Below are 15601 nucleotides of genomic sequence, written 5' to 3' on the forward strand. Positions count from 1 at the left end.
GGGGCCCGGGGCTAGGCTGCCGGCGTGTGGTCCCTCCGGTCGGAGAACTCGATCCTGTCGATCTGCTCCCAGGACTCGGTGCTCTCGATCGGCTGCGCGGCCTCGGTCGCCTCGGTCGCGAGCGTCGGCTCCTTCGCCTCGGTGGGGTCGATCGGGTCGGCGATGTCGGCCGCCTCGCTGCTGTCCTACCAGTGCCGGGGCTCGGCCCTGTCCCACCAGTGCGACGGGTCCGTGCTCTCGAGTCAGTCCCGCCACGGGTTCCGCGACCGGCAGGCCACCGGCCGGGTGCCGGCCTGGTCGGTCGCCGGTGGCGTGCTGGCGATGCTCGCGGCGATCGCCGTGCACCGCGCCCGTCGGTAGTCGCCCGCCTCTGCCCGCCTCCGCTCGCCTCCGTCGCCGTCGCGGGGACTCCGACTCCGGCTCAGCCCATCTGCATGCTCTGGCCAGAGGGCAGGTGCAGCCCGGGCAGCGCGTCCGGGGCGGCGATCAGGAGCACGCCGAGAGCCAGCAGCAGGCCGGCCGTGGTCAGGGTGACCGTCCGGCGCCAGGGGAGCGTCTTCTCGGCGGCGATGATGCCCGCGACCAGCGCCATCCAGGTGATGCTCATGATCCCGAGGGCGAACAGCGAGGCCATCAGCGCCCAGCAGCAGCCGACGCACCAGGCCCCGTTGCCGGCGCCCATCCGCAGCGCGCCGGTCGGGCCGCCGTGCCAGGAGCCGAGCAGCGCGCTCAGGGGGCTGCGGCACTTGGCCAGGCAGACGTCCTTGAGCGGGGTGAGCTCGTAGGCCGCGGCGACCACCAGGGTGGCGCCCGCGACCGCCCGGCCCGCGTGGTCCCAGGCCACGGTGTCGCCGGCGATCGCGACGGTGCCCCGCCCGACGAGGAAGGCCACCAGCCCGGCGCCGACCCAGGCGAGCAGGTACCCGCCGGCGAACAGCCAGGGTGCGGCACGGGAGGCGGCCTTGGTGACCTGGGTGTAGAGCGCGATCGTCGGGGCCACCGACGGGAACATCATCGCGGCCATCATCACCACCCAGACGGTGAGGAACCAGCCGAGGCTGCCCAGGCTGGTCCAGGGCCCGTGGTCCATCCCGCGCATCTCCCGCGCCGTCCACACCCAGCCAGCGGCGGCGACCGCGAACAGCGCGAGGACCAGGCCGAGGCGGGCGCGCGCGGCGGCGTACGCCGGGTTCGGGCCGGCGTTCGGGGTGGGCCCGGCCGTCGACCCCATCTCGGCTCAGGCGGCCCAGGTGAAGGTGGACGTGGACAGCCCGGTGCGGCCCTCGTAGGAGATGCCGAACGCGTCGATCCGGCTGCGCTTGGCCTCGGCCATCGTGAGATCGGAGGCGACCGGGTGGAACATGCCCTGGAAGCGCACCGGCTCGCCGGTCTCGACGCCGAACGGGACGACGTCCTCGATCTCGAAGTCGATGGTGTCGGCGACCCGGACGCTGTGCCGCAGCCCGTCGTCGCTCACCTCGATCCGGGCGCGCTCGACTCCGATGATCTCGCCCACCAGCGGCGCGAGGGCGCCCATCGGGCCGCCGAGCTGCCCGCCGAACACCTTCACGAGCCGGTCGAACTGCTCGTCGCTGGCCCCGTCGTCGACGTACACCCCGAGCCGCCAGTTGCCCTGCGTCATCACCTTGGGCGTGTCCGCGATCAGCGCGACCTTGCGGCCTGCGATGTCGGTGCCCTCGATGTCACCCTCACGGATGACGAAGACGAGGGTCACCCGGCAGAAGTCGTAGGTCGCGCCGTGGTCGAACGACAGGTTGCACGGGCACATCAGCTCGCACGAGCAGGTCTCGACGTAGCTACCGGTCAGATTCCATGCCATCCCGGTCCCCTTCCCTGGGCCCTCTCATTCTTCGACCGCGGAATCGGCCCGTCAATCCACCAGACGGGCGATACGGCGGCCCCGGCTCGGCGACGAGCGGTGCCGAGGATCGGGACCGCGAGTCGCCGCTCCTCGACCCCGAACTTGTGGGACGCGCGACGCCGGGAACCGACCGTAGAGTCGAAGTCGTGGCACTGCTCCCACTCTGCTGGAGGTTCACCGGACGAGCCCGGCCTCGGCTGGTCGGTGAGCTCGCGATCGTCGCCGCGCTCCTCGTCTTCTACGGCCGGGTGCGATCCCTGGCCGCGGTCCGCCCGTCCGAGGCGGTCGCCCACGGCCGGGCGATCCTCGACGCCGAGGGGGCCGTGTCCCTGCGCGTCGAGGGCGCGGTGAACGGCTGGCTGACCGGTCAGGGACTGGTGCGCATGCTGGCGGTCGACTACTACCAGTTCCTCCACCTGAGCGTGGCGATGGGCGTGCTGGCGTTCTGCTACGTGCGTCGGCCGGCCCTCTACCGTCCGGCGCGGAACGCGCTGGTGCTCACGAACGTCGTCGCGCTGTTGGTGTTCGCCCTCTATCCCGCGGCGCCGCCTCGGCTGCTGCCGGGGGCCGGGTTCGTGGACTCGGTGGCCCGGGCGGGCTTCGGGACCACGCACGGGCCGATCCCCGCCGACCAGTACGGCGCGCTGCCGTCGCTCCATCTCGCCTGGGCCACCTGGGTGGCCGTCGTCGGCGTCGCCATGGTGCGCCGCTGGTGGGTGCGCGCTCTGCTGGTGGCGCATCCGTTGCTCACCGCGGTCGTGGTCGTGGTGACCGCCAACCACTACGTGGTCGACGTGGGCAGCGGGATGCTGCTCGGCCTCGTGGCGACCTGGGCGGTGGGGCTGCTGACGCCCGGCGCCACCCGCAGCGCCCGCGGGGCACCGAAGGAGGCCGCCCCCGCGGCGGCACGGCCGGCCCTGGCGGGTGCACCGGTGGGCGCACCAGCGGGCGTCCGCGCGAGTCCGGCAGGGGGGCCGGGCCCGGGAAACAGGTCCTCGCCCACGTAGTCCTGGTCGGCCCCGGACCGGGCGCCCGTGGTGCCTACCGGCAGCCGACGCCCGGCCGGTGGGCGAACGTGTGGTAGCCCGATCCCTTCACCCGGAGGGTTGTGAAGAACCGGCTGCCGCACAGCTCCCGGGGCTTCGCCAGGTGCACGGTGACCCGGTAACGGGCGTAGTGGCCGTGGGCGCAGTCCGGCTTGCAGTCGTTGACGTGGGCGACGCCCTTGCCGACCGCTCGGCGCGCGTCCCAGGTGGTCCATCGCATGCCGGTGACGTACAACGACCCGTCGACGGAGGGGTTCAGCCGGCTCGGCCGGTAGGCGTGGGTGTCGACGCCGTACTGGGCGACGTACGTCGGCTGGCTCGCGGCCCGGACCAGGGTGTCGGCATGGTCGGGGGCAGAACTCTGGCAGCCGATCGCCGTGGCCACCGCGAGCAGCAGGCCGACCGGTGCTGCGAGCAGGTGGGGGGCGGGCGAGCTGCGCATGGCGGGGCTCCGATCCGGGCGGCGTGGCGCGTGCACGGGTCGTGAGCTCGCGGTGCGCCGGGGGGCCGGCGCCGTGTCTCCCGGCGGTGCTGTGCCGGACACTTCCGTTATACCCCGCCGGGCGCGTGACGGCAGGACCCATTTCGACTAGATCGCGGCCCGGCCCCTGATCCGCCGAGTCGGCGCTCGTTGACGCCGTGCGCACGCCGAGTCGGCGCTCGTTGACGCCGTGTTCCCGTGTGGAAGGTCAACCTGCGCCGACTCGGCGACCCGGGTGGAACGTCAACATGGGCCGACTCGGCGCAGGTTGACGCCGGGTTCCCGTGCGGAAGGAGGCCCGGCGGTCGCCCGACTCGGCGACCCGGGTGGAACGTCAACAGGCCGCCTCGGTGGCGTGCAGGCGGCGCAGCCGTGGTCGCAGCTATCGCGACGATCACCGGTCTTGTCTGCGTGCACAGGCTGGTCGGACCGGGTGAAGGAAGCCATGCAGGCGCCCGCAAGTTGAAAACATCGCTCCGCCAGCCGACTTCGCGGGAATGGCCACGTTCGGAAACCGGGTGGCCAATACTCGGACCCGCAAGTACGTGGTCTCTGGCGGCGTTGAGGTGAGGGCATTGAAGCGCGTTCGTATCGGATTGGTCGCCGGCCTGCTGGTTGGACTGGTCGCGCCGCTATCGGCGATGACCGACACGGCAGAAGCGAGGACGGCTGGCTTATCCGCAGAGAGCCGAGTCGCCGCCAAGTCGATCGCCAAGCCCGTGCTGACTTCTTCCGCGAAGGCGGTGAAGGAGGGCGACCGGTTGACCCTTACGGTCACGGTCAAGTCGCCCAGGACTGCCACTTCTGCGACGTTTCAGAAGTGGTACGTGCCGGTCTATGGCACTGCGTCGTGGCAGACGGTCAAGACCGTCAAGGTCAACGGGCGGAGAAAGGTCCGCTTCAAGAGGGTCGCCACCGATGAGAACACGGAGCGCTACCGCGTGTTCGTGACCTACCGGCATGTCGCCAGGCCGGTGGTGTCGAACGCGGTCAGCGTGACCATCTGGCGTTGGATCCCACTCTCGGATTACCACCCGTACTACACCACCGGCGGAACCACCTTCGGAACCACCACCATCAACGGAGTCGCTTACACCGGTTGGGGAGTAGACATCTACTCCCACACCGGAAGCTGGGAGAGCCGGTTCACGCCCGGGCGACACTGCAGGTCGTTCAAGGCAGTCCTCGGCGTCGCCGACATCTCTGCCGACGGCTCCTCCGGCGCGATCACGTTCACCGCCGATGACACGCAGGTCTACGCCTCACCAACCCTGACGCCGGGCATGAGCGTTCCAGTCACCGTCGACTTGGCGAAGCCGTACCGGTTCGGCATCCAGTTGCTCGACACCACGCCCGGCGCCACCACGGAACGGGACGCCGTGGAATCCTGGCCAGTACTAGGGGAACCGACCTTCCTCTGCACAGGCGTCTAAGTGGTTGAACTGCGGCCGCAAGGCTTGGGCGGATCGTGCGGGTGTGTGTGCGCCTCAGCGCAGCCGGGCAGCGATCCGCTCAGCGACGCGGATCGCGTTGGCGATGATGGTCAGTGTCGGGTTGACCGCGCCGATCGAGGGCATGAAGCTGCCGTCGACGACGTAGAGGTTGTCCAGCTCGTGGGCCTTGCAGTCCAGGTCGAGCGCGGAGGTGGTCGGGTCGGTGCCGAAGCGCACCGTCCCCGCCTGGTGGGCGGTGGCCGAGACGTCCATCCTCTTGTGGAGGTAGAGGCCGCGCGCGAACGACTTCGAGGCCATGCCGAGGTCGGTGAGCATGTCATCGAAGCAGGCGCGCAGCCTCTTGACGCCCTCGGTGTTGTTGTCCGGCGTCAGCGCGAGCTTGATCGAGCCGTCGTTGCGCAGGGTGACGCGGCTCGTGGGCAGCGGGAGGTCCTCGCCGGCCAGCCAGAAGTCCATGGAGTGCGAGGCGGCGATGCGGTAGCCGAAGTCAGGGCCCCACTGGAGCATCTTGGGGGCCTCGCCCTTGACCTGCCAGTCGTCGGACTTGCCGAGCATCTGGATGTTGCCCATCGGGTAGTCCCAGAACTTGCTGGGGCCGTAGAAGTCGTTGATCGCCAGCGTCTTCTGGAACGTGGTGGGGTTGGGGTCCTTCGACAGCGCCATCAGCGCCACGTTGTTGTGCCGCATGTAGTGGCGGCCGACGACGTCACTGGAGTTGGCCAGGCCGTGCGGGTGCTTGTCGTTGGCGGAGGCCAGCAGCAGGGCGGAGGAGAGGATGGAGCCGGCGGAGAGTACGACGATGTCGGCGGTGAAGGTCTGGGTCGAGCCGTCGGGCATCTCCGTCACCACGCCGGTCACCGAGCCGCCCGCGTCGTCGGTGAGCAGCTTGCGCACGGTCGCGCGGGTCAGCAGCTGCAGATTGGAGTGGGCGGCGAGCGCGGGACGCACTGCGATCGTCTCGGAGTCCGACTTCGCGCCGACCAGGCACGGGAAGCCGTCGACGCGGTCGCAGCGGATGCACGGCGAGTCGTGGGTCGCCTGCCCCTGCTCGTCCTGGATCATGTCGACGCCGATCGGCAGGTGGAACGGGTGCAGGCCCAGGCCGGTCAGGCCGTCAGAGAGCTGCTGGATGCGGGGGGCGTGCTGGACCGGGGGGTACTTGTAGTCCTCGCTCGACTTGCCGGCGAACGGGTCCTCGCCGTGCTTGCCGTGCACCTTGTACATGTGTTCGGCGCGGACGTAGTACGGCTCGAGGTCGTCGTAGCTGATCGGCCAGGCGGGGGAGATGCCGCCGTGCTGCGTGATCTGACCGAAGTCGGCGGGGGTCAGCCGGAACAGCGCGGCGCCGTACACCTTGGAGTTGCCGCCGACGAAGTAGTGCATCCCGGGGTGGAACGGCTTGTCGTCGCGGTCGTAGAAGGTTTCGGCTGCGCCGTACCGGGAGTTGCCGAAGACCTCTTCGGACTCCCAGTTCGCCCGCTCGCGCGGCAGCCAGTCTCCCCGCTCCAGCAGCAGGATCTTCTTGCCGGTGGCGGCGAGCTCGGCGGCCATGGTGCCGCCGGCCGGGCCGCTGCCGATCACGATGACGTCTTGATGCTCGTGCGGGTCCATCGGGCTCTCCTGTGGTTGGTCGTGTCGGCGCGAGGCGGAACGGTCGGTCAGCCCGCGAACAGTGGTTCCGGCATACCTGGGATACCCGGATCGAGCGCGAACACGCTTCCGCTGAGCGGGTAGCGCGCAAGGTCGTCGTCGTCCATGCCCTGCCGCGCCGTCGTGATGTAGAGCGTGGTCAGGTCTTCGCCACCGAAGATGCAGCTGGTGGGGTGAGGGACCGGCAGGTCGACCACGTGGGTGGGTGCGCCCTCCGGGTCGTAGCGGACCACCTTGCCGCCGGCGTTGTGCACGCTCCAGACACCGCCCTCGGCGTCGACGGTCAGCCCGTCGGGGAAGGCGCCATCGGGCGCTCCGACCTCGGTGAACAACCGGCGGTTGGAGACCGTGCCGCGGTCGATGTCGAAGTCGTAGGCGAAGATGGCGTGCCGGAAGCTCTCGCCGAGGTAGAAGGTGCGGTCGTCCGGACTCCAGCCGAGTCCGTTGGCACAGACGACGCCGTCGAGTTGCAGGGCCGGAGCGCCGCCGGGGTCGAGCCGGTAGAGGGCGCCGGTGGGCCGGTCCCAGTGCTCGCCGTCCATGCTGCCGGCCCAGTACCGGCCGCGCCGGTCCACCTTGCCGTCGTTGAACCGGTTGTCGGGACGGTCCTGCTCCACCTCGGCGAACGGACGGAGTACGCCGGAACCGGGCTCGAGCCAGGCGAACGACTTGGCGGTGACCACCAGCAGGCCGCCCTCGCGCCGGACCACGAGGTCCATCACGTCCTCGTCGAGCCGGATCTCCTCGTCGTGCCCGGTACGCGGGTCGAAACGGTGGATGCGGTGCTCGACGTTGTCGGTCCAGTAGAGCACCGCCTCGAGGGTCGACCACATGGGTGACTCGCCGCAGGTGGCCTCGCTCCGCACGACACAGTCAGGGGTGGGCAACTGGAGGGGCTTCGGTGACACCATGCCCACGACCATAGCCACGCAGCATCGGACCCCCGGCTGGGGTGCCACTCGACCAGGGACCGGCCCCGCCGCGAACGACTGTCCTGCTCAGTGCTCTCCGGCAGGCTCGTGCACCTTGGTCGCCGTGCACAGGAAGACGCCGAACTCGCGGTCGCCCTTGAGGATGGTCGTGGCGTCGACGAAGCTGACGTCGGCGAATCCCGCGTGGGCCAACTGTTCGGCAAGCCGGTGCCGGTCGAACCCGTGATGTCCGGCGAAGTCGACCTTGTCAGCGTGGAAGGCGCCGTCGGGATCCTCGTCCAGGTCCGCGATACACAGCCGGCCACCGTCGACGAGGAGGTCCGCTACGGACCGCAACAGTCCGTCCAGGTCCTGCACGTGGTGCAGCGCCATGGAGCTCCACACCACGTCGTACGCGCCGTCGAGACGGTCTGTCGTCAGGTCTGCCTGGACCGCGCGCAGCCGGTCGTTGAGCCCGGCCGCGTCGATCCGCTCCCGTGCGACCTGCACCATCCCGGCGGAGGGGTCGGTCACGACCACGGAGCCGACCTGGTCGGCGAGCAGGATGCTCAGCCGGCCGGTGCCGCCGCCGACGTCGACAGCCTTCATCCGAGGGCTGAGGTTGACGGCCTCCCTGATGGCCTGGGCCACCGCCACCTGCCGCTTCTCGTGGCCGGGGTCGTCGTCCCACGTCGCTGCCTCGTCGTCGAATCGCTTGTGTTCGTGCACGTGCTCGACCCTAGTCCCCGGCGGTGCCAGCGGAGATCGTCCAGCGGAGCCGGCGCAAGAAGCGACCCGGTGCTCGCTGCGATCAGGCGGCCTCACAGACGCACAGCTGGAGTGGCGCGTCACCGATGAACTCTCGGCCGGACCAGTCGCCGAAGCGGTCGACCAGCCGAAGTCCGCCGAGCGAGAGCAGCAGCGGAAGCTCCTGCGGGAAGATGCTCCTGATCTCGAGCGGCGCGGCGAGGAAGTCGGGCTCGGCGTCCGTCGAAAGGAACCACGTCCCGCGGGTCACCTGAGCGGGCGCATCGTAGGTCTCGGCCACATCGACCCTCACCCTGCCGCGGTCGGGATCGGTGAACGACAGCGAGTCCCTGGTGCGTCGTACGCCGTCGGCCTCGGCGAGCAGCCGCACGCTCGGGTTGAACACGTCGAAGACGAACCGGGCGCCGGGTGCCAGATGGCGGCGTACCGCCCTGAAGCAGCTCACAAGATCCTCAGTCTCATGCAGGTGCAGCAGGGAGTTGGCGGTGATGAACACCAGATCGAACGTGCGGCCCAGGTCGAAGGACGTCATGTCCCCCTGCACCCACTCCACACCGACGCCGTTCTCGTCCGCCTTGCGGCGGGCCTCGGCGAGCATGCCCGGTGAGAGGTCCAGCCCGACGCACCGAACACCGTCCGACGCGATCGGGATCAGCTTGTGCCCTGTCCCGCAGCCGAGCTCAAGGACCGGGCCCCCGCGTCGGCCGGCCTCGGCTCTGTAGAAGTCCACCGCGGGACCACCACCGGGAAACATGAGGTCGTAAAGCCTCGCGTTTGAGTAGAACGCTTCGCCCATCACGACGCCCTTCCCGCGTGACCGCCTGCAGCTGCGCTCGAATCCTCCTGACTCAAGCAGGCCCACGCACGGTCCTGACAATATGTGAGCGCGTCGGCTGTGGGCCGTGCAGAGACCCGTGTCCGCGATGCGGCGACAGTGACATCGCCCCGCTGAACCAGTCCCAAACAGAGCCACGCACGACTGTCGCACCCACGGACAAGTCCAGGCAGCCGCCCGACACGCGGCATGACGCATCGTCATCCCGACCTCCTCGGCGGCCAGTATCCGAGGCCGCCCGGCTGAGGTCAGGTGGCGAGGTCTACTGGCTTAGCGTTCGTCGCCTTGGCGAAGGCGTCGCGGATCTTGGTGGCTTGGGAGGGCGGCACGTCGCCGGCGATGCGGAGAAGCACCCTGCCGGCGCCGTAGTCCCACTCCGCGCCCAGCCCGTAGGTCTGCAGCTTGGTCTGAATGTCGTGGGCGCGGGCCGCGGCGTCGTCTGCGGACGGCCAACGCTCAAGCTTGATGCCACAGTCGATCGAGAGTTCGTCGTAGTCAGGCCCGCTGCAGCCGAGTGAGTCGAGCGCGAGGAACACCGCGGCGTCGTACTGCCCCGGGCGGCCGATCAAGTCGTTCGCGTCGTTGTCCTCGGTGAGTTTGATGGACTCGAGCACGTCGGGCAGGGAGCCTTTGAGGCCGTTGGCAATCGCGGTCACGTCCTCGACTGGGCCCGAGGGCTCGCTCTCGTCGTCGGCGGGGGAGTCAGCCGGCTCCTGTGCAGGGCTTGAGCTGCTGCTTGAAGCCGTGTCCGGGCGGGCCTCGGGCTCTTCGGTAGAGCTGCTGCAGGCGGCGAACGGGAGCAGGAGCAGGACCGAGGCGATCCCCAGGCGCATCATGGGCGGGAGTCTCGCACGACTGGTCGAGCGTCGTCCGTATTTCTACCGGGGCTATGTCGGTCGCGGCTGCTGCACAGTGCGCCTCGACGATTCGCGGCGGAGTGACGCACTGCCCATTGCGGATGGCCCTGCTCCTATGGATCCTCTGAACGCGCGATGCATGGACACGTCCGACCTAAGAGTGGTGATCCCCCCGGCGCGCGCTCAAGGTCCTCACTGAGGACGCAATCGGCAGAGGAGTCATTGCGCGCCTTCTGATCAAGATCAGACAGGCGGCATAGGGAAGGCTGTGCGTGACGCCGCACGTCCGGGGGACACTGATCAAGTGTTGCTGACCACTGAGACCGAGGCCACTCGAGCGCTCGCCGCCGCCCTGCTTCGCTCCCTTTCACTGGCTAGGGACTGGCTTCGCCACCTCGGTGTCCCGTGCGACGCAGTTACAGATGTGCGCGTAGAGGAGATTGTTCTGGACGGTGAACGCCGCGCGGACGTCCGCCTCGACGTTTTCGTCGCCGGCAGCGTCGCTGTCTTGACCGTTGAAGCGAAACTCGACGCCCCTGTGGATGTCTCGCAACTTGCCGACACGAAACGCGCGTCGGATGTCGTGGTCAGTTTGGTCCCGGCCGGAATCGCTCCCCCGGTGCTTTCGGGGGTGGTTGCGGCTACTTGGGAAGACCTGGTTAAGCTCATGCAGAGAGGACCGCACGCGGACGCGGTCACGCAGTTTCTCGCCGATGAGCTCATGCTCCTGCTCGACTCGCCGGCGATCCGAAGGCGACGTCGGCTCGCTGCTCTGATCCCGGCCCCGCTGCCCTCGAACTGGAGTTGCAGTGTCGTGGGGAACAAAGCAGGTGGCGATCTGCTGATACTCACCGGCCCCGAAATGCCGAGTGGTCAGTGGGTGCAGGTTGAGGTATCTGACCGATCACGTGGCCAACGGACGCCGCTGCGCGCCCATGTGTTGGCCTGCAGCAGATCCAGCGCAACCGATCCGGTCGTCTGGTCCGCGCTCGGCCATGCTGCTGGTCGGTCAACGCTAGTGCCACCCGAACACGTGGCGCATGGCCAACGAGGGCGCCGCACGCCGGAAGAGACGTCGGCTGCCGCTGTCAATCAGGTGCCCGCTTCATGGACCTACGGATATGGGCAGAATCAGTTGACCCGCTGGGGGTGGGCTGGGTTCGGTCCCCGGCTCGAACTCATCGAAGGCAATCCTGAGCCCCTCGTAGCGCACGCCGTTAACCTCGCCGTCGCAATCGACCGGGAACTCGCCGCGGTAGCGGACGGCGGCCGCGCCGCGTGCCCATAGCCGACCCGCGGCGGTAAGACGCGTCCTCTGCATGAGCCACTGTGGCGAAAGGCTGCGCTCGCGAAGGCGTCGGGCTGATGGGCGTCGCGTCATACATCGTCACGTGATGTCGGTGTGAACGTGCAGGATTCGCGTCGTGTACGAACTGGTGGCTTCATCCGCGGGCGGCGCGCTGGTCGCCCTAGCAACTACTTGGTCAGGTTATGCATTCGGCGTGCGCCAGGAGCGTGACAAGGAAGGACGCGGCCGACGTTTCACTGCCGCGGCGGATCTAGTGGCTCCGCTCCGCGTCCTGCAGCGACTCGTACGCCGATTCGGACGGGAAGATGTCGCCCGCGACGAGGTGGCAGACGCGTTCCAGCACTGGTTCGCGGCGTACGACGATCATGGTCATCGGCTACCGCAGGAGTGGCGACACCTGAGTCGGAGCGTTCGGGACGCAACTGGAACCGTCTTCGGTGGCGTTTCGTTCGTCGACCTCCGCCCAGACGCGAGAGAGCTGGACCTCGCGGAGCCAGATGGCATGTGGCAGGACTATGCCGACGAGTACCTCGATTACGCGGCGAGGTCGATCTTGCGATGGGGCGATTCAGGCAAGGACACGCCGAAGCAACTGATGACCTACGAGGAGTGGCTGGTGCGTACCGGTCGCCGGGAGCCGTGGGGCTCCAATGCAGTACCGGCCATAGGAAGTTAGCGCCGGCTTCGCACGCCCAAAGATCTTCGGTCAACCACTCGGCGAGGGGCGGGCGTGAACGCGGTGGATTGACGCGCGCGGCTCTGTCGTGGTCAGCGGTATGATGGGACCAGTCGTTGGTTGAAGGCGCCAGTGGACCTGGGTTCGATTCCTGGGGCATCGCAGGTGGCTTCGCGGCGCTGGCCGGACTGGCATTCATGCGCCTTCTGAGTGAACTCCCCGCAAGGGGTACGAGGAAGGAGAACAACATGGACGCACGAAAGGGAAGGCACAACAGCAGCAACACCAAGAAGTCAAACACGTCTGCACGGAAGTACTGGCAGTATCTGCTCGAAACTATCTGGGCCGTGGGTGCTGGGGTAATGGTCAGCCCACTGGCCACCTTGAGCCAATGACTCGGAAGCCCTGGCGGTTGCCAGGGCTTCCCGCTTTGCCCATCAAGGGGTCAAGCCGGGGCACTCGCGGCGAAATGACGCAGGTGGTTGGAACTTCTGTCTCGGACGATCGGCGCGAGGGCTCTAGAGTCGCGGTCGAGGATTGAAACGGCTCCGGGAGCGAGGTGTGGGCTTGACCCGATCCACGAAGGGCATGCTCGAGCAGATCGAGGAGGGCGCGCTGGACAGTAAGTCTTCGCTGGCTGATGTCTTGCGGAAGTGTGTGGCCCTTGGCGGACGCTCTGGCTCGGAGCAGCTGAGGGACTGGGCACGTCGCGAACTTGACGGATACCCACCCGCGGAGGAGTTGCCGGGCTATAGGACAGTGGGGGCCATCATTGCGATCGACGGCGCAAACCTTGCGTACAAGGTCACGGGCCAACAAATCTCGCCGTCGGACCTTCCGGAGTTCGCGCGTGAGTCCATCAAGCAAGAAGCTGCGATCACGCAAGGCGTCGCGGAAATCGAGAGGCTGGCTGCCACCCAGGAGGAGGTCATACGGATTCAGCACTCAGCGATGCCGGACCTAGTGACTTACATGAACAGCCAGCAGGACGACGTCCATGTCAACGGGACGATTCTCGCCATGTACTGGAAGGTCACGCCGAGTGCCCTGTACGGGATCTTGGACACGATTCGCACAAATCTCGTGGCACTCGTGGCTGAAATGCGGGCGGCGGGAGTGGATGATGTGCCACCGGCGGAGGTCGCCAACCAAGCAGTCCAGGTGGTCGTTCACAACGCCAAACGAAGTCAGATCACTGTCAATGCCAACCAGGCATCGGGCGGCGTTGGAGGTTCCCAGGAGATCACAACGCCACCGTCCGCCGAGCATGCGAGTCTCCCAGGCTGGGTCCGGGGGCCGTGGGCGGTGGTCCTGGGCCTGGCAACCATTGCCGGTGGCGTGGGCGCGATCGCGGTCTGGCTCGATTGGACCCCATTCACATGATCGCGAGTCGCAACGTGGGCGGAGGGGTCGACGGGCGGTGCCTTTGGTCGCCGCCCGTCGCTCTCGCTGAAAGGGAACACCGGCCCACGTCGTGTGTTTGCACGACGTAGGACCAAGTAGACGTCCGGCTGGCAGGGGCCCTAGTTCGACTCCCTTAGCTCGAGGTCGTCGTTGATTTTGATGACGAGTGCTACGAGCAATCGAAGCGCGTGTATGTAGGTATGGAAGTGCTCGCGGTCGTCCTCGCCATCAGCCTGCGATCCGTGGAGGTACCGGTTGCGCAGGTCGGGTCCGTTGCTGAACTCGGACTGGTTCAGCATGTAGTTGAAGTAGCTGCTCTCCGGTGCTGTGAGCAATGAGGACCTACGCGTGACCCATCCCTTCTGTTCCATTTCCTCGATGGCGTCTTGGCTTGCCTGCGAATGGCGGTTGAAGCTCGCGGCCTCGAAGTTGTTGAGCGACAGAAGGACTTCAAACTGCGCTAGGTTGGCGAATCGGAGAGGTTTACCATTCTCGTTCTCAACAATTCCACCTTCAACGAGGAAGTCGATGTCTGCCCGTTGATGCTCGGCGAAGGCTTCGTACGGGACGTCGTGCTTGAGGATGAGACGAGCGAACGTGTCTTCCTGCAGGCTCCCGTCGATGTAGCCCAGAACGGCCTGGTCGGAGAACAGCAGGTGTTGAATTCGGCGCACTTCCGGGTTGTCGGTCACGTAGACGTACTTACCTTCGACGAAGCTCGGTATGGCCCGGTATGACAGCTGCTCGGAAGTCATTGCGAGCAACTCTGGGTCCAGTTGTCCGTTTTCAACGTAGAGCGAGTACTGCTTGAGGACGCTCTCCATCTCTGCGAACAGATGTCGGGCCTTCTCCAGGAAGCTGGCTGTGCTGCTCGCCGGCCGAAACCTCAGGTTGTCGACGCCGAACTCTGCTGGAAGGTAGTCCTCGAAGAACCACGCCAAGACGTTCTCGAGCTCGATCGACTCTGAGCGCAGGAACTGTTCGTACATGACCAACTGGAGGAAGCTCGCCTGATTCGAGTGGTCGAACGCTGCGCCAGTTCGGTAGCTGTCTTTGCCGGTAGTCACCAAGAACCGCTCAACCACTCCAAGTTGCGCCGAGAACGACGGGAAGTTGAGCAGCATGTGATGGCTCGAGAACTCGAACAGGTATATGAAGTTGTTCAGGATGGACGGATTGTCCAGGCTCGCGTTCAGCCACTCTCTGCTGTAGGAGTACTTGCCGACGAGCCCATCCAAACTTGTCGCAACTGGATCGTCCTGGTCATCGGCAACGCGAATCTCACACCCCGTCTTGATGCCCTCGTTCGTCTCAAAGTGCTTCTTCCAATACGCGTCGTAAGCGCGCTGAGCCTTGAGCTTCAACTTCGGGTCGATGCCCGTGTTGCGATCGGTACGCGCATCGGCGACGAGCTTCAAGTAGTTCGGGTTGGGCCCATCGCTGTCGATGTACGTCTCGATGAGTCCACGGCTGTCGTCGGCGGTCAGACTCTGAGGCAGGTGGATGTCGCGCCCGCCATCCGCCTGAAGATGCTTGGCAATGATCTGCTCTGCGTGCTTCGGACTCGCCAGAAGCAGAGCTCTCACTTCCGCGTCGTAGGCGCGCACGAGAGCAGCGTTGGACAGGAGTTCGCCTGTGTGAAAGCGAGCTTGTTTCAGCGCAGGCAGCACTACCGATGCGCTGCATCTGTGGAAGACGCCGTTTCGTGCGAGTAGATCCAACACGTCGGTGTGGTATTGAAAATCGACCTCTGTGATGCGAGTCGCGAAGTTCGCGTCGTCTACCTGACTGAAGAAGGTGCCGACTATCCGGCGCACATCAGCAATTCGCGCTCTCAGCGCGCGGCGCTCTTCTTCGGTAACACTTGCGGGGAAGAGGTCTTGGTCAGCGAACCTGCCCGCGTGGTGAATCTCGACTACGTCGTTGACCTCCGAGGGCTGCTGCGAGGAGTCGAGGGCGCCGAGTAGCCCGACAACTTGCTCGAGTTGGAAGAACGTCGCGTAGTCGGATAGCCCGTAGAACCTCAACCTCCTTCGTGGGAGTTCTGGTTCGGACATGGGCCTATCTTGGTGGTTCGGCGTGTGTCACACGAAGGATTTCTGCGTCGTGTTCGGTCTGATGAGGCCGGCCACCTTCGGCTTGCGTCAGATGTTGTGGCACCTCTCCTTCTGCTCGTAGCTGAGCGCGAGAAGACGCCTGAGCTGAGCCCATCTCAACCCGGCGCGTTGTGCGAAACTCAAGCCGGCGCTGCCGGTCGCAGCATTCTGGGCGAAAGGCCGCAGGTATCGGAACCGCGAGTGGACCGGTGACATCTCGTCGCCCCGGCAC

The 15601-nt window shown here is 66.9% G+C and carries 15 protein-coding genes; 6 read left to right on the forward strand and 9 right to left on the reverse strand.

Annotated features, from left to right (window positions below; translation table 11 throughout):
• Positions 1-24: 24 nt before the first annotated feature.
• Positions 25-360 (forward strand): hypothetical protein, encoded by a 336-nt coding sequence (locus BJZ21_RS00660; protein WP_179661988.1) that lies wholly within the window; start codon positions 25-27, stop codon positions 358-360.
• A gap of 61 nt (positions 361-421) precedes the next feature.
• Here the strand turns inward: BJZ21_RS00660 and BJZ21_RS00665 are convergent, their stop codons facing one another.
• Together BJZ21_RS00665 and BJZ21_RS00670 are read right to left on the reverse strand one after the other, a co-directional pair.
• Positions 422-1231 carry a DUF2182 domain-containing protein gene (locus BJZ21_RS00665; RefSeq protein WP_179661989.1) on the reverse strand — a complete coding sequence of 270 codons (810 nt, stop codon included), beginning with the start codon at positions 1229-1231 and terminating at the stop codon, positions 422-424.
• A 6-nt stretch (positions 1232-1237) separates the two neighbouring features.
• Entirely contained in the window at positions 1238-1840 is a 603-nt protein-coding gene (locus BJZ21_RS00670; protein ID WP_179661990.1) for a DUF1326 domain-containing protein, read from the reverse strand.
• A 188-nt stretch (positions 1841-2028) separates the two neighbouring features.
• On the opposite strand from BJZ21_RS00670, the gene BJZ21_RS00675 reads away from it, so the two are divergent.
• Entirely contained in the window at positions 2029-2889 is an 861-nt protein-coding gene (locus tag BJZ21_RS00675) for a phosphatase PAP2 family protein (RefSeq protein WP_179661991.1), read from the forward strand.
• Between the two features lie 34 nt (positions 2890-2923).
• Here the strand turns inward: BJZ21_RS00675 and BJZ21_RS00680 are convergent, their stop codons facing one another.
• Complete coding sequence (locus tag BJZ21_RS00680; RefSeq protein ID WP_179661992.1) at positions 2924-3370, reverse strand: hypothetical protein; 447 nt, start codon at positions 3368-3370, stop codon at positions 2924-2926.
• A 536-nt stretch (positions 3371-3906) separates the two neighbouring features.
• On the opposite strand from BJZ21_RS00680, the gene BJZ21_RS00685 reads away from it, so the two are divergent.
• Positions 3907-4842 carry an NPCBM/NEW2 domain-containing protein gene (locus BJZ21_RS00685; RefSeq protein ID WP_179661993.1) on the forward strand — a complete coding sequence of 312 codons (936 nt, stop codon included), beginning with the start codon at positions 3907-3909 and terminating at the stop codon, positions 4840-4842.
• 54 nt (positions 4843-4896) lie between these two features.
• On the opposite strand, the gene BJZ21_RS00690 is transcribed toward BJZ21_RS00685, so the two are convergent.
• From BJZ21_RS00690 to BJZ21_RS00710, 5 genes are all read right to left on the reverse strand, one after another.
• The gene (locus tag BJZ21_RS00690) at positions 4897-6474 is read right to left on the reverse strand and encodes a GMC oxidoreductase (protein WP_179661994.1); all 1578 of its coding nucleotides are present in this window, start codon (positions 6472-6474) and stop codon (positions 4897-4899) included.
• 47 nt (positions 6475-6521) lie between these two features.
• Complete coding sequence (locus BJZ21_RS00695) at positions 6522-7436, reverse strand: SMP-30/gluconolactonase/LRE family protein (protein ID WP_343052252.1); 915 nt, start codon at positions 7434-7436, stop codon at positions 6522-6524.
• Between the two features lie 75 nt (positions 7437-7511).
• Positions 7512-8153: a methyltransferase domain-containing protein gene (locus tag BJZ21_RS00700; RefSeq protein ID WP_179661996.1), complete on the reverse strand. Its 642-nt coding sequence runs from the start codon at positions 8151-8153 to the stop codon at positions 7512-7514.
• Positions 8154-8235: 82 nt separating this feature from the next.
• Entirely contained in the window at positions 8236-8988 is a 753-nt protein-coding gene (locus BJZ21_RS00705) for a class I SAM-dependent methyltransferase (protein ID WP_179661997.1), read from the reverse strand.
• 287 nt (positions 8989-9275) lie between these two features.
• Positions 9276-9863, reverse strand: a complete 588-nt coding sequence (locus tag BJZ21_RS00710) for a hypothetical protein (protein WP_179661998.1) — start codon at positions 9861-9863, stop codon at positions 9276-9278.
• 325 nt (positions 9864-10188) lie between these two features.
• On the opposite strand from BJZ21_RS00710, the gene BJZ21_RS00715 reads away from it, so the two are divergent.
• From BJZ21_RS00715 to BJZ21_RS00725, 3 genes are all read left to right on the forward strand, one after another.
• Positions 10189-11172 (forward strand): hypothetical protein, encoded by a 984-nt coding sequence (locus BJZ21_RS00715; protein WP_179661999.1) that lies wholly within the window; start codon positions 10189-10191, stop codon positions 11170-11172.
• A gap of 136 nt (positions 11173-11308) precedes the next feature.
• On the forward strand, positions 11309-11869 hold the full coding sequence (locus BJZ21_RS00720; RefSeq protein WP_179662000.1) for a hypothetical protein: 561 nt from the start codon (positions 11309-11311) through the stop codon (positions 11867-11869).
• A gap of 588 nt (positions 11870-12457) precedes the next feature.
• On the forward strand, positions 12458-13252 hold the full coding sequence (locus tag BJZ21_RS00725) for an AbiTii domain-containing protein (RefSeq protein WP_179662001.1): 795 nt from the start codon (positions 12458-12460) through the stop codon (positions 13250-13252).
• Between the two features lie 140 nt (positions 13253-13392).
• On the opposite strand, the gene BJZ21_RS00730 is transcribed toward BJZ21_RS00725, so the two are convergent.
• Positions 13393-15330 carry a hypothetical protein gene (locus tag BJZ21_RS00730; protein WP_179662002.1) on the reverse strand — a complete coding sequence of 646 codons (1938 nt, stop codon included), beginning with the start codon at positions 15328-15330 and terminating at the stop codon, positions 13393-13395.
• Positions 15331-15601: the final 271 nt, after the last annotated feature.

Source organism: Nocardioides panaciterrulae (assembly GCF_013409645.1).
Classification (GTDB): domain Bacteria; phylum Actinomycetota; class Actinomycetes; order Propionibacteriales; family Nocardioidaceae; genus Nocardioides; species Nocardioides panaciterrulae.

Excerpts from the sequence above, each read along its gene's own strand:
- BJZ21_RS00665 (WP_179661989.1), bottom strand. The coding sequence starts at position 1,231 with ATGGGGTCGACGGCCGGGCCCACCCCGAACGCCGGCCCGAACCCGGCG.
- BJZ21_RS00670 (WP_179661990.1), bottom strand. The coding sequence starts at position 1,840 with ATGGCATGGAATCTGACCGGTAGCTACGTCGAGACCTGCTCGTGCGAG.
- BJZ21_RS00680 (WP_179661992.1), bottom strand. The coding sequence starts at position 3,370 with ATGCGCAGCTCGCCCGCCCCCCACCTGCTCGCAGCACCGGTCGGCCTG.
- BJZ21_RS00685 (WP_179661993.1), top strand. The coding sequence starts at position 3,907 with ATGGCCACGTTCGGAAACCGGGTGGCCAATACTCGGACCCGCAAGTAC.
- BJZ21_RS00690 (WP_179661994.1), bottom strand. The coding sequence starts at position 6,474 with ATGGACCCGCACGAGCATCAAGACGTCATCGTGATCGGCAGCGGCCCG.
- BJZ21_RS00695 (WP_343052252.1), bottom strand. The coding sequence starts at position 7,436 with ATGGTCGTGGGCATGGTGTCACCGAAGCCCCTCCAGTTGCCCACCCCT.
- BJZ21_RS00705 (WP_179661997.1), bottom strand. The coding sequence starts at position 8,988 with ATGGGCGAAGCGTTCTACTCAAACGCGAGGCTTTACGACCTCATGTTT.
- BJZ21_RS00710 (WP_179661998.1), bottom strand. The coding sequence starts at position 9,863 with ATGATGCGCCTGGGGATCGCCTCGGTCCTGCTCCTGCTCCCGTTCGCC.
- BJZ21_RS00725 (WP_179662001.1), top strand. The coding sequence starts at position 12,458 with ATGCTCGAGCAGATCGAGGAGGGCGCGCTGGACAGTAAGTCTTCGCTG.
- BJZ21_RS00730 (WP_179662002.1), bottom strand. The coding sequence starts at position 15,330 with ATGTCCGAACCAGAACTCCCACGAAGGAGGTTGAGGTTCTACGGGCTA.